Below are 13,932 nucleotides of genomic sequence, written 5' to 3' on the forward strand. Positions count from 1 at the left end.
ACTTAACTCAACAGCATTCAATTTAAACTCTCTACTAAATTTTCGTCTTTCTTTTTCCATAATCTAAGATATAAATTATTAATATTCTATATCTTAACTCACTGTCCGTATAAATGTAGCAACTTCACCGTCTTGCTTCGCAAGCCACCCCTCCTCAAAATAAGGAGGGGAAACTATTCAAAGCTTTATAAAAGACAAGTTGACTATTTCTCCTCCCAAAAAAGGAGGAGAATATTTAGGCTTTGCTTCATAAAGCCAGGATACAAAAAAAGCTGTGGCTCTCTAACCACAGCTTAGTCAAGCTCTTTCTAATTATAGTTCAACCACTGAACTGTCGAATTAGAAAGCAACTTGTTGTTTTTTAAATGGAGTTGGGTTCCAACAGAGGCACAGCCTGCATACTAATGTACAGCTTACATGGCCTTGATTCGAAGCGTCGGATTGGCACATATAGGGTCTTGTAGCCAATCGATTCAATTCGAAGTCTGTGATCGCCCTTAGGGAATGATTTAAATCTGAAGCTTCCTGTTGGGCTAATGGCTGTGCTTAAGCCTAACTCCTCAGCAAAGACTTTCCCCTCTCCAATAATTTGTCCATTGGCCTCATCGGTCAGATATCCCATCAGTTCGTAAGGGTGTTGAATTCCCTTGGCTGTTTGTCGGGCCGCAAAATAATGGTTCACAAAGTCGGGATGCGACTGACGGTATCTTTCAATACTTCGATCGAGCACTGTTTTTAAAAACTGATTGGTTTTTTTCTTAAGATCGTTAAAAGCCTTATTAGATGTCTTTTTATCTTCCATCAGAATTAAACGATCGGTTCGGTTCTTAAGAAAGTCTCCTAAATCGGTTTGCAAGCTGATAATACTTTCCTGAGTAATGGCATAATCATTCAATTGAGCCAGGTTATCCTGAGCAATCTTGATGCACGACTCGGTGTATTGAATTAAGTTTACCTCGCTCAAACCAGCCAATACCGATTTCGAAATATCAACTTGTTCGAGGATTGAGGTATCCCCATTACTATTGGCAAAACAAACCAGGTTATTGGAGAAAGGAAATAAACTGGCAATCAATTTGTTTTTAATCTCCTTTTTATTCACAATGAGCCAGTCAGCCGGAGCATTCATTTTTTCGGCAAGCTTAAAAAGGCCGATTTTGTATCCTGTAAACCTCGTCACCTCTTCTTTGGTGGGTGCATCCGATTCGTAAACACTACTGTTTAAATTAAGAACTTGTTCAACCTCCTGATAAGAATCTAATTTTAATTGATCATTTGTATTCATCATTTTGAATTTATGCAGTACGACTAAATCAAAGGATGTATCACGATTTGGTTCACACTGCTTGATTAATAATAAACTCATCTGACACAGCCAGATTTAATCATCTTAAGCTAAGCTGTCTGAGATCAGCTTAGGCTTGTGTAAACAACTGTCTTGCTTTAAATTTTACTTTTGCTTTCTTATTCAAAGCTTTTTTGCACTTCTATTCAAAATTGAATTAGCCCCTCTAAAATTTAGATTTGTTGCTTTAAAATTTGAATCACTTGCTTTCAGAAACACAAAACCTGCTTTAAAATTTGAATTACTTGCTTCCAGAAATACAAAACCTGCTTTAAAATTTAAATTACTTGCTTCCAGAAACACAAAACCTGCTTTAAAAATTGAATTACTTGCTTTCAGAAACACAAAACCTGCTTTAAAATTTAAATTACTTGCTTTCAAAATTGCGTCAGCTCCTCTCAGAGCCTAATCATTTGATTTAAAATCTTAATCAGCTGGCTTCAAAAAATGAATAGAAAGCATCCTGAATAAATCGTTTTAATTCATATGAATGGAATTTTAAAGAAAATTGCTGGCAACGAACAAAATCGTGCAGAGAGATTCAGCAAATATGAAATACTTCGACTTAGGCGTCTCAAAAGTATTCAGAGGGTAAATACAGACTCACTTTCAGTCTTGTGATCTGTAATCCAAGATGTTCTTGTGGTTGAACTGTAAAGCTAAGTTAAAGAATAATTTCGTTATTCTCCAAATAAAAAATTCATTCATCCCAAAATAAATGCGATTCATCAAACAAAGCAAGTCGTTCACAAGTAAGCAAAACGCCAGATAATCCAAGCCATTCAGAATATGAGCTGCAAAGGCTATTTTTTATCAGTTGTTTTGTTGTATTTCGACTGGCCTAAATAATGGAGATAAAAAGCACTAATAAACAGGTCTTTGAAGATTTATTCAAAAACGAACAATCGGGATTGAATTCAAAATGGTATGAGAGATAAAAGATAAATCCATGATGCCTGGTGCTTCCCAAGCAGGAATACTTGAGGAAAGAAAGAGAGGTGGTTTGAATAAAGCATCTCCCCGTCAAGCAGAGCTTGCCAGACTTTCTCCTTATTTGGCTACATCTCGGCTCCACTCGATATTCAGCATTTAAACTCCACTCGATGCGGCGGTTCAGAAACAGGAAGGGGGAAACTTTAGTAGAACAACAAGCTTGGATTTGCACCATTTAGTCAGAGCATGACATTTACAGCTTACTTATAGTCAGAGCATGACGGTACATTTTGGACTTGCAACAAAAATTTGGCAGTAGAACTAAATCATTTTCAACACCCACAACTCCACCTGCTCTTCAGCACGCCAGTTCTGGTTTCGTTGGGTTTTATTCGAGGCGGCTTTCACACCCTTGTGCAAGAGCAGTTCTTTCTGAAATCGTCCGCCTTCGGCTAGTTCTTTTTTGATTGGGTGTTCGGCATCCTTATGCGTGATTTCGATCATATTGGAAAACAACAATGTCACTCTGCCTCCGGGCTTTAAGTGCTTAATGGCTTCAGCAAAAAAACGGGGAAACAATTGCTCATCGTAATAAATCGCCATATCAATCCCTTCCAAATTATGGGAAGCAGGCAGCCAGGGCGGATTAAAAACAATCAGTTCGGTTTTTTCGGAGCAATCAGCAAACAGATCCCCGTGCATCAGCTCCACTTTGGCATCCAATCCGTAGCGTTTCAACTCTTCGTTGACACCTGCAATGGCATTGGGGTTGGTATCGGTGCCATAAAGTTTTCCGAAACCCTGTTTTAACATTTGCAGAGAAAGAACACCACTACCAATTCCAACATCAATAGCTGATTTCTTTTCACCCACATACTGTTTCAACCACTTGTCGAAAAGGATGAGATGCTCGAATCGCGTAGGAAAATAAGTTCCGAAGAAAGGACGAATCTTGCGACCTAAAACCGGAATAAAAATGCCTTTCTCATGCCATTGCCAGGAACTGTTTAAACCTTGCACCTGTGGAAAGGGCAATAAAAACTCATCCATATCGGGATACAGACTTTTTAACCAGCCAATTTCCGGTGCTTTTCTGACCGTGAGCTTGTTGTTACTAACCAAGAGCAACAGGCGGTGAGAGAGTTCACGAAACCTGGCCCGGTAATCGCGTTGTCCCTGAAAAGACTGATCGGGATATGCCTTTTTCAGATAAGCCTTAAGCGCATTCAGTACGATCAGTCCACTGCTAAAGTAATCAACAATCAGAACATAATCCCCTTCTATCAAAGCATCTACAGCATCCAAGGGATCCATTCGACGTTTGTATGCCAACACATCAACATCCACTATGGGATTGGGACGATCTATCTGAATGCTTTTTCCTGAAACGATCATTTCGATCGCTGATGCTTGCTTTGACATGATTGTGATTATTAGAAACAGATAAGATCCAACAAGAACACTTACAAAATGAAATGCTCTGCTTTTTGTTTAATTCTAACACAAAGCTAGTCTAAATCTTATTACTCATGATAATAATCGTCAAAACAATAAAAAAAAGCTGCCACCCTAAGGATGACAGCTCAAATACATCATTCATTAAGCCATAGCTTCAGCAAGCTTTTTCTTTTTAAGCTTTAAACTTACCGGAGTTATATTTCTCAGGTTATCCGAAACAGGACATCTGTCTTCGATAGCCTCCAGCCATTTAGCCAAAACCTCAGGCGAAGCGTCACAATCGGGTTCGATTGACACTTCAATTCCCTTATAACCTGCTCTGTCGTCAAAGGATGTTCCAAACAGACGATTGGGATTAAGCTCTCCGGCCATTTTAATCTTAAGGGAACGCAATTCAATGTTCATCTCCTTGGCAATAACGTGAGCCATCACATTGATACATCCGCAAAATGCTGCCAAAATGTATTCAACAGGATTTGCCCCCTGATCTGTTCCTCCCAAATCAGCAGGTTCATCAATAATGATCTCAAAACCTCTTGCTTTTACGACTGTTTTGGTTGCATTCTCGCTATGTGCTTTTACTCTGAATTTTAAATCTGACATCTTATATAGGTTTAGTTGTTTAAATATTTAATAACACAAAAATGCAGGATCTTCATTAACTATAAAACAATCGAAAGAAGCATAGATTCACTATATTTGATGCAATTTCACATCAAATTTTAATGTGATTTTAATTGAGATAAATACACGTCATGAATTTTGAATATCAAACTAGCGGATATTGTGCCGACCATCAATCGATTAGTGCTAAAGATTGTTTTGAATCCTTAACAATGAATCAAAAAAGTTTGGTGGAAAAATCCACCAGCATACTCCGGTTTGCCAAAGGAGAAACCATCATTAAACAAGGTTTCGTGGCATCGCACATCCTCTATATTGAAAAAGGTTTGGCTAAACTCGATGTCACCAATGATTCAAAACTCTCCACTTTAAAACTATTAAGCAGTGATTCCTTTGTAGGCATCATGTGCAGTTTTGCATGCCGTAATCTCGATTTTTCAGCAGTCGCTTTGGAAGACACCACCATACGAATGATTGATATGGATCTCTTTTTAAACCTGATTAAAGAAAACGGGGAATTTGCTCTAAGACTCATGCGCCATATGTCGTCGCTCACCAATGACATTATGCACCGAACAAGTCGTATAGCCAGCAAAAATGTTGAAGGCTCACTGGCTATGATTCTAAAGGAATTTAAAGAGATTTATAAGAGCAACACCTATACCTTACCTGTTACGCGTGTAGGATTAGCCTCATTGGCTGGTTGTTCGAAGGAAAGTGCCATAAACACACTGGCTAAATTTCATAACGATGGCATTATTCATCTTAAGGATAAATCCGTTAGCCTTCTCAAACCCGAAAGTCTTGAGTTGATCATTAAGAATGGCTAATTCATAATTCAAAATTAAGAGTTATGAATTATGAGTTTTCACACGGTGGCTTAAAACCTGCAATCACAAATGACTTAATTTACTTCAATTGCCCCGCCAAAAAGCCAGTTGACCAGGCAGCTTGTAAATTATAACCTCCTGTAATGGCATCGATATCCAGGACTTCGCCAGCAAAATAAAGGTTCTTACATTTTTTGGATTGCATGCTTGCCATATCCACACTTTTAAGACTCACCCCACCGCAGGTGACAAATTCGTCTCTAAAAGTCGTTTTACCTTTTACGGCATACTCGTCATTTGTCAACAGGTTTAGTAATTTATTGATGCCTTTCTTACCCAGTTCTCCCCACCTTTTGTCGGATGGTAAATTTCCTTTTTCCAGTAAAAATTGCCAAAGTCTGTCGGGTAGAGCATAGGGTCTGTAATTGGCTAGAATCTTATTGGTATTTTCTTTAATAATCGTATTTAAATCAGCGATAACGGCATCATTCGAGGCTTGGTTTACCCAATTCACAAGAATATTAAAATCGTAGTTCTTTTCACTTAAAATTCTAGCTCCAAAAGCCGATAGCTTTAAAATCGCCGGTCCGCTCATCCCCCAGTGGGTAATCAGCAAAGGTCCTTCTGATTTCAATTTGGTTCCCGGAAGCGATACCAAAGCCTTCTCCACCACTATCCCCATAAGTTTGGTCACCGATTCATTCGGCATATTAAACGTAAAAAGTGATGGAACCGGATCTTCAATCTTATGCCCCAAAACTTCCAACCACTCCAAGCCATTTCGTTTTGGCGAGCCCCCGGTTGTTACAATAAGTTTATCAAAGATTCCCGAAAGCACATTGTCTGTATCAAAAACCAATTCGAATTTCTCACCAAGGGGCTTAATCGATTTTACAGCCAAACCCTTTTGAATCTCAACGCCCAAGCGTTTACATTCCTTCAGGAAGCAATCGATAATACTCTGGGAATCCTGAGAAACGGGAAAAATACAATTGTCGTCCTGAGTAACCAAAGGCACTCCTCGTGATTCGAACCATTCAACACAATCCTCGTTATTAAACAGATGAAAGGCTTTTTTCAGACTTCGCCCGCCTCGGGGATAAGCCTGATACAAGTCTTGCGGATCGCAGGCATTAGTCAGATTGCATCTGCCACCTCCCGATATTTTAACTTTGGATAAAAGCTGTCTTGATTTTTCGATAATCACCACCTTTGCCTCCGGATAATTTTCCTTGGCGGCTATGGCTGAAAAGAAACCTGCTGCTCCCCCTCCTATTATTCCGATTCGCATATCTTTCTATTTTTATTGAGGCTTACTAAATTCCTTTTTTATACTGAACACAAGTTGTCGTTTCAATTGACTGATGAAGCATCTGCTCTGAAATGGCATCCCCATTAATCATCCTTTCAAAGAGTTGAATCAATTTTGATTTATCAATTGTTATGTGGCTTTCTGTTTCAACATCTCTTAAATCAATCAAATAACTTGAAAACCGATGAGGTAAATCTTTCACAATATCTGTATTCAAAAAATTTGAAGCATTATAAATCTTGTGATAATTCCCCTTACTCTTCTCTATAAAAAAGGAATCCTTTTTCATGTTAGTAATCGTAGATGTCTTTTCACAATTCTGAATACAGCTTGCATCTACCCGGTTTTTCTCACAACCCGTCACCTGATGAAAAAGACATTGCCTGCTGGTCATTAAGACAATGGGATGGTAGATGCTATAATGCAATTCGAAATTTTCGGGACAGTTGATTTGCTTAATCTGATTTCTATTGAGTTCATTGGATATAAAAGCGCCGGAACCATTCAAATTCTCTTTCAAACTCAAAAGACTGTACGAATTCGTCAAATTCATTTGAGGGCCAGCTAGCCAGGCAATTCCTCTCTTAAAAGCCTCATAAGCAATACCCGTATTATCAGTAACAAGCCTCTGAGGTTTTAGCCGATCGAGAAACTGCAAGGCCATCTCATAATCATCACCAATTATCACCGAAGGAAACCAGGGAATCAAGCTGCTATTCTTTCTGAAAAGGTCCAGATAATCATCAAAACGATGCTTAAATCGATTGGGCAATTGAAAATAGAAATCTGCAGAACTCGTTTCAAGCAAGTGCAAATCATCGGCTGATGAGATTAAAATTGATAGTTTGGCTTTCTCTATATTTCGACTTACTGTTTTTAGTTTGGTTAGCTTAACAGGTTCGATAATCGCTTTCGATCCATTCAACAAAAATAAAGCCCGGTTTTTCAAAGAGGTCAATTCCTTAAACGGAATAAACAAGCCTTCGTCCAAAGCTTCCAAATCCAGCTTCTCAATAAAATATTCCGTTTCATTTAGTGCTTTAAAGCGTTTCAGAGCCATAGCCTCATTCAGCCTCTCGCCTTCTTTTCTCTCAAGAGGCAGTCCCGACAATAGTTCAAAAGAGCTGTCGGGCGTTTGAATTTCAACTTTCAAAGGCTCATTATAATTGCCGAAAAAATAAATACGAAGCGCTGCCTTCTCTGCACATACAGCTTTAATTTTATTCTCCACTGATCGCTTCATCGCTTCCTTTTCCTCGTACAAAGCCAGGTGTGCCTCTTCCAGCTTATCTGGGCTGGCAAACATATTCGCTACCGATAAATGCTGAATGGAATGATCGCGAGGGTTATCAATAAACATATCCTTACTGATGTCTCCCTTGAGGTAAGTATTTGAAAAATCGCGATTAAAAACCTTATACAAAGCGCTATTATCAGCAGCTTTGTTTTCATGCCTATACAAAGCTTGAATATTTTTATTCCAGGCATCCACAACCGTATAAACGTAGTCGGCTTTCTTAATTCGTCCCTCAATTTTTAAAGAATAAACGCCAGCCTCATAAAGTTCTTTCAAATCGAAATAGGCTGAATTATCTTTCAGGTTAAGCGGGTAATCTTTTCCTGCTGCTGTTCTCATATAAGAATCGCGACAAGGCTGACTGCAACGCCCCCTGTTTCCCGAATTCCCACCATGAACCGAACTGATATAACAGATTCCTGAAAAGGCAATACAATTGGAACCATGAACAAAAACCTCAGTCAAAACCTGATTATCCTGAGCATAGCGGGTCAAATCTTTGATTTCAGCAAGACTTAATTCTCTTGACAGATTTACTCTCGATACATGCTGTTCACTTAAAAATTTAATCTGCCCCCTATTGTGTGTCGTCATCTGCGTGGATGCATGCACATCAATAGTTGTGAAATACTTATTCAAAAGATAAAGCATACCCAAATCCTGAACAATCACCCCATCGATGCGGGTATTCGCTAACTTATTTAAAAGCTTAATCAATGCTGGGATCTCATTCTCAACAATCAGAATATTAAGGGTAATAAATATCTCACAATCGTGCTGATGGGCCAGCCGCAGAATCCCTTGCAAATCGTCCAAACTAATATTGGCAGCACGGTTTCGGGCATTAAACTTATCCAAACCACAGTATATTGCATTTGCCCCGGCAAGTATGGCTGCTTTTATGGCATCAACATCGCCACCCGGCGCAAGTAATTCTATTTTCCTCTCCACTATCAAAATATATAAACTCAAACAGAGCTATACAAATGAAAGATTGCCCTATCCTGACTATTAGCTGTCAAAAGTAAGGCAATTAATCTGTTTTAAGAAAAATGAAAATCTTAAAATGCAGGAGATAAAACGGACACCGAATTCAATTCAGATTAAAGCGATAGCGTCTTGAGCGTAAAAATAAAACTGGAACCAACATCTTTTAAACTTTCTACCCAGATTTGTCCACCATGCTTCTCAACAAAGTCTTTGCAAAGAATTAAACCCAAACCTGTCCCCTGCTCATCTTGAGTGCCCGAGGTCGAATGTTTTTCATCAATTCTAAAAAGTTTTGGGATAACGTCTTCAGACATACCAACACCCGTATCTTTAACAATAACTTTAAGATGATGGGCAAGTTGCTCGGCCTTTACACTCACAGAACCACCACTACGAGTAAATTTAATGGCATTTGAAATCAGATTTCTTAAAACCGTTGAAATCATGGAATAATCGGCACAAACCGGCAGTTTTGAATCAAAATCCATATTTATTCTGATATTCTTTCCCTTGGCTATACATGCAAAAACCGAAACCGTTTCTTTAGTCAAATCCAGAAAATCAAACGCTACTGGTTTATAAACCATTCGCCCGGTTTGAGATCGAGCCCAATCCATCAAATTGGTTAATAAATCAAAAGCTAAATTGGACGAATCCAAAACAATCTCAGCATATTTTTCAATGCCCTCGATATTTTTAAGCTTTATCTCTTCAATTAAGATCTTAGTAAAACCCACAATCGCATTAAAGGGACTTTTTAAATCATGAGCTATTATTGAAAAAAATTTGTCCTTTTGAGCATTTAAAATATGTAATTGTTTATTTTTCTCTTGAATGTCTTGCTGTTTCTTTTTGCGTTTGGTAATATCAAAAAGGACTCCTGTCCAGACCACGTCACCATTGGCTAACAACCTGGGAGTTGATTCAAAATGTACCCAAATAATCTCGTTACTTACAAGTAAGCGGCCTTCCCAAATAAATGGATTAAGATTTCGGTTTGCCTCAATGTTCTTCTGAATAAACCTTTCCCTATCTGACTCAAATACAAGATTGTTTATAATACCCGGATCTCTCTGAAATTGTTCAAAACAAACATTCAAAATTTCGCAGAATCGCGTATTGGCAAACTCAATAATATAGGGCGCATCAGTTGTACTATGAAATCTAGTTTCATCAATTTTTTTATAATTCGAGATACGTAATCGATAAACTCCTGTGGGTTGAGAGTTAGCTAAATCAAGATATAATTGGCGCTCATGCTCCAGAACTTCTTCAATTCGCCGATGTTTCTCTTCAATCAAATTTATCACAGATGGATCTATATTGGCCTTAGCCAATAAATCAACTGCACCTTTATTTGATTTTGCTTGGGGTTTCATATATAGTGCTGAGAAAATATATAGATTGAGATTAACGCTTTTTCACAAGTATCAATAGTTATTTTTGTTTCAAGATTATTAAATATACGACATAAAAAAAGACCAAGCAAAGACTATCGGCTCTATTGGTATTGCTTAAGCAATCCCCAATAAACTAAAAACAACCTATTTAAAATATTATTATTCACAATACTATTTTTTTATTAGTACGCGAAATTTAAAACAATATTATTATCAATAAAATAGTACCCAATGACCTATTCATAGGAATAATCATGAATAAAACTATAGTTTATGAAACAGTTAAAGCTTCTTCTACTAATCAAAAAAAAAGTTAGCAACTTTAACTTAAGCTTCAAAGTCAACAAATTTTCCGAAACAATACCAATACTATTATTTAGATTAATTTAAATGAAAGCTGGCATTAACTACAGATAAGCAGCCCCCTTATATAGAATAAATTAAAATAACATCACAAATTCTAATTAAAAAACTAAGACTTCCTTTTTACCCCTCTTATTGCCTCAGCTTCATAAGGATTTTCAGGCCAATAGTGCTTTGCATAGCGTATACGCAATTCCTTACGCACTTCGAAATAGGTATTTTCCCAAAAGTTTGGTAAATCTGAAGTAATCTGAATGGGACGTGATGCTGGCGATAACAAATGCATCAATACCGACACTTGTCCCTGATTCACCTTCGGGTTTTCGGACAGACCAAACACCTCCTGAATACGAACAGCCAATATGGGAGCCTCCCCATTGGCTTGATACTGCAATCGGATTTTTGAACCACTGGGAACACCTATATGTTTGGGAGCAAGTTGATCCAATTCAGTCTGTTTTTCCCAAGGCAAATGGTTTTGCAAGACTTCTTCCAAATCGATCTTAGCCAAATCTTCGGACCTTCGAATATTAGATAAATAAGGGCTTAACCAATCCATATTGTTTTTCAACAAATTAGCAGTACTCACATCGGGCCATTCAGCATCGGGCTGCCATGTTCGCAAACTCAACACCCGATTTTGCCATTGGGTAAACTCAGGACTAAAGTTCAATAATGTACTTCCCTCCTTTTCAATCGCTTTTGATATAACTGACACAAGCTGCTCCTCATCCGGATTCCGAAGCGGCTTCGATTGCAAAACAATACGCCCGATTCTCAGCTCCTTGTTGGCAATGAGTCCGCCTTTGCGCGTATCCCAAACAATATTTTCCCGATCCTTAACCAATGGAGCCAAGTCTTGCGGATTAAGAGCCGATGCCATAAAAATCTTTCCCCCATGCTCGCGATCATCCACATGGGCAATGGCCAACCAAGGCTCATAAGCCAAATCGTCTTTATGACTGGCCATGGCTTGCTTGCCATTTGCCATCATAAAACGGGCATTGGTTCCCGGACTGGCATGAGCAATTCGCTCGGGATAAGCCTGCACCAAAATCACACCCGTTTCATAAGGATCAACAGGTCCGTTTCCAGCTTTTATATCAAAAAGCTGTCGATAAGAGGCCGCAACTTTTTCAATCTTATTCAATGACTTTAAGGTTCTGTCTCCCTTGCGATGACGACGCAGAGCCTCTATTCTCAAATTGATATCGATACCTGTTTCACGAGGCAAAGGATCCCGCTCTTCCAAAAGGGCCGCTAAATCTGTAGCAAGTGGCAACAAATCTTCTTCCTTAGCCTTAAGGAGCATATGCGCAATTCGTGGATGACAGGGCAATTTCTGAATCTGACGTCCGTGTTCAGTAATTTTATTATTATCCAGAGCCTCAAGTTCGTGCAAACTATCGCTTGCCAATGCTAACGCTCCTAAAGGTGGTTGACTCAACCATGTAAGTTCTTGTATGTCCTCAACACCCCAGGCTGCCATCTCCAAAACCAGGCTACTCAGATCGGCTTCCAAAATCTCTGGCACACGATGTTTTTTCAATCGATTATGCGTGGCTAATGGCCACATGCGATAACACACACCAGGGCCTAATCGTCCGGCTCGTCCGGCTCGCTGATCGGCAGAATCTTTTGATATCTCAATTGTCTCCAAACGAGATAATCCTGTCTTGGGATCGAATCGGGACACCCGGCTAAACCCGCAATCAACCACGGTTTTAATTCCCTCAATAGTCAAACTGGTTTCGGCAATAGCTGTTGCCAACACAATTTTTCTTCGTCCCTGTCTATCGGGCATAATAGCGGCCTGCTGTTGATTCCCCGATAACATCCCATATAAGGGATAGATCATGAAATCGGGAAACTGCGCCTTAAGCAAGGCTTCACATTTTCGAATTTCACCCTCACCAGGTAAAAAAACAAGCGTATCCCCCGATTGTTCCTTTACTGCCCTTACAAGCGTATGCGCTGTGATTTCCGGTAATAATCTCAGATCGCAAGCTTCGGTGTAAATCAATTCAACGGGATACTGTCGCCCTTTACTTTCGATCACTTCAGCTTGCAGGCGATCACTAAGTTCACTACTGTTAATCGTAGCGGACATCAGCATGATGCGCAAATCGGGTCGCAAAACGTCCTGCGCTTCCCGACACAAAGCCAAAGCCAAATCAGCATGCAGACTTCGTTCGTGAATCTCATCGAAAATGACCAATCCCACCCCCTCTAGGGCATTATCGGACTGCAACATTCTTGTGAGTATTCCTTCGGTGAGCACCTCGATGCGAGTCGCCTTTGAAATCCTCTTTTCAAAACGAATACGATAACCAATGCTTTGACCTACTTCCTCACCTAAAAGAGAAGCCATACGCATGGCAATACTTTTAGCAGCCAACCTTCTGGGCTCCAACATCAGGATCTTCTGTCCTTTCAACCAGACTTCTTCCATCAAAGCCAATGGCAATAAGGTACTTTTCCCGGCACCAGGAGGTGCTGAAATGATAAGGGTATTCTTTTGTTTCAGATGTTCTCTGGTTTCTGAAATAATTTCTTTAACAGGTAAATCTATATTGAAGGGATCGAAAGTCAAGTTGAAAGGCTTTTATTAAATCATAAGTGCTTTTTGCGCTGCAAATTTAATAAAAATGCGTCATTCGTGAAGTTTGAAGTCAAATAGCTCAGTTTTACAATGGACTTCCAAATATGCAATCGATATTATAAAATATAATAAACCACCTCCAGTTTGTACTGAACCCCAGGAAGTTAGACACCATTTGGGGGCAGTGCAGTTTAGAAGTGGTTTATCTACACAGTATAAGTCCGTTTGTTATAATTTCACCATACCCCTATAAGGACTGAGAGTTGATCAATAAATCATTTATATCAATCCCCCTCAGCCCTAATTCAACTAACTAAAAAAATGTCCTATGTATTTATTATTTTAATATCAATACTTCTTTCACCAGCGTGAGAAATTCCTCTTTATTCTGATAGCCACTATAATCTTTAAGGACCTTTCCTTCGGAATTTAAAAATATAAATGTTGGAAATCCAGTAACACCATATTCTTCCCTAGCTCTCTTTTCTTCCGCCTTATTTTTTATTGGATCTATCTTTACCGAAACAAAATTTTCGTTTACTACTTCAGCTACTTCGGGTAAAACAAAAATCTCTATCTCCATTTGTTTACAAGGTTTACAGCCTACTGTAGAATAATCGACAAACACCAGTTTATTTTCCTTTTTCGCTGCATCAAAAGCCTTGTCTATACTAATATTCTGAAATTGTATCCCTTCATTATCTTGTGCAAATCCAATGGTCGCTGCACACATAATGAAAATCAGGCTTATAATATATTTCATAGTTCTATATTTAAA

At 38.8% G+C, this 13,932-nt stretch carries 9 protein-coding genes; 1 reads left to right on the forward strand and 8 read right to left on the reverse strand.

The genetic code is table 11. The annotated features are described in order from the left end of the window. Positions 1-361 precede the first annotated feature (361 nt). The 3 genes from EO244_RS15585 to EO244_RS15595 all read right to left on the reverse strand — a co-directional run bounded on the left by EO244_RS15585 (position 362) and on the right by EO244_RS15595 (position 4,339). Positions 362-1,366 (reverse strand): peptidase associated/transthyretin-like domain-containing protein, encoded by a 1,005-nt coding sequence (locus tag EO244_RS15585; RefSeq protein WP_129255617.1) that lies wholly within the window; start codon positions 1,364-1,366, stop codon positions 362-364. A 1,233-nt stretch (positions 1,367-2,599) separates the two neighbouring features. Then, on the reverse strand, positions 2,600-3,700 hold the full coding sequence (locus EO244_RS15590) for a methyltransferase (protein WP_206734587.1): 1,101 nt from the start codon (positions 3,698-3,700) through the stop codon (positions 2,600-2,602). A 177-nt stretch (positions 3,701-3,877) separates the two neighbouring features. Further along, positions 3,878-4,339 carry an OsmC family protein gene (locus EO244_RS15595; protein WP_129255618.1) on the reverse strand — a complete coding sequence of 154 codons (462 nt, stop codon included), beginning with the start codon at positions 4,337-4,339 and terminating at the stop codon, positions 3,878-3,880. 233 nt (positions 4,340-4,572) lie between these two features. Between EO244_RS15595 and EO244_RS15600 the strand changes: the two genes are divergently transcribed. Continuing rightward, positions 4,573-5,190, forward strand: a complete 618-nt coding sequence (locus tag EO244_RS15600) for a Crp/Fnr family transcriptional regulator (RefSeq protein WP_164977516.1) — start codon at positions 4,573-4,575, stop codon at positions 5,188-5,190. Positions 5,191-5,269: 79 nt separating this feature from the next. Here EO244_RS15600 and EO244_RS15605 read toward each other — a convergent pair whose 3' ends face one another. The 5 genes from EO244_RS15605 to EO244_RS15625 all read right to left on the reverse strand — a co-directional run bounded on the left by EO244_RS15605 (position 5,270) and on the right by EO244_RS15625 (position 13,917). Continuing rightward, the gene (locus EO244_RS15605; protein WP_129255620.1) at positions 5,270-6,481 is read right to left on the reverse strand and encodes a BaiN/RdsA family NAD(P)/FAD-dependent oxidoreductase; all 1,212 of its coding nucleotides are present in this window, start codon (positions 6,479-6,481) and stop codon (positions 5,270-5,272) included. Between the two features lie 25 nt (positions 6,482-6,506). Then, the gene (locus EO244_RS15610; RefSeq protein WP_129255621.1) at positions 6,507-8,750 is read right to left on the reverse strand and encodes a peptidase U32 family protein; all 2,244 of its coding nucleotides are present in this window, start codon (positions 8,748-8,750) and stop codon (positions 6,507-6,509) included. A 152-nt stretch (positions 8,751-8,902) separates the two neighbouring features. Continuing rightward, complete coding sequence (locus EO244_RS15615; protein ID WP_129255622.1) at positions 8,903-10,168, reverse strand: PAS domain-containing sensor histidine kinase; 1,266 nt, start codon at positions 10,166-10,168, stop codon at positions 8,903-8,905. A gap of 493 nt (positions 10,169-10,661) precedes the next feature. Further along, positions 10,662-13,145 (reverse strand): ATP-dependent helicase HrpB, encoded by a 2,484-nt coding sequence (hrpB, locus tag EO244_RS15620; protein ID WP_129255623.1) that lies wholly within the window; start codon positions 13,143-13,145, stop codon positions 10,662-10,664. Between the two features lie 346 nt (positions 13,146-13,491). Beyond that, on the reverse strand, positions 13,492-13,917 hold the full coding sequence (locus EO244_RS15625) for a thioredoxin family protein (protein WP_129255624.1): 426 nt from the start codon (positions 13,915-13,917) through the stop codon (positions 13,492-13,494). Positions 13,918-13,932: the final 15 nt, after the last annotated feature.

Source organism: Ancylomarina salipaludis (genome assembly GCF_004122035.1).
Taxonomy (GTDB): domain Bacteria; phylum Bacteroidota; class Bacteroidia; order Bacteroidales; family Marinifilaceae; genus Ancylomarina; species Ancylomarina salipaludis.

What these genes read in the sequence shown, in the direction of transcription:
- EO244_RS15585 (WP_129255617.1), bottom strand. Translation starts at nt 1,366, where the DNA reads ATGAGTTTATTATTAATCAAGCAGTGTGAACCAAATCGTGATACATCC.
- EO244_RS15590 (WP_206734587.1), bottom strand. Translation starts at nt 3,700, where the DNA reads ATGTCAAAGCAAGCATCAGCGATCGAAATGATCGTTTCAGGAAAAAGC.
- EO244_RS15595 (WP_129255618.1), bottom strand. Translation starts at nt 4,339, where the DNA reads ATGTCAGATTTAAAATTCAGAGTAAAAGCACATAGCGAGAATGCAACC.
- EO244_RS15600 (WP_164977516.1), top strand. Translation starts at nt 4,573, where the DNA reads ATGAATCAAAAAAGTTTGGTGGAAAAATCCACCAGCATACTCCGGTTT.
- EO244_RS15605 (WP_129255620.1), bottom strand. Translation starts at nt 6,481, where the DNA reads ATGCGAATCGGAATAATAGGAGGGGGAGCAGCAGGTTTCTTTTCAGCC.
- EO244_RS15615 (WP_129255622.1), bottom strand. Translation starts at nt 10,168, where the DNA reads ATGAAACCCCAAGCAAAATCAAATAAAGGTGCAGTTGATTTATTGGCT.
- EO244_RS15625 (WP_129255624.1), bottom strand. Translation starts at nt 13,917, where the DNA reads ATGAAATATATTATAAGCCTGATTTTCATTATGTGTGCAGCGACCATT.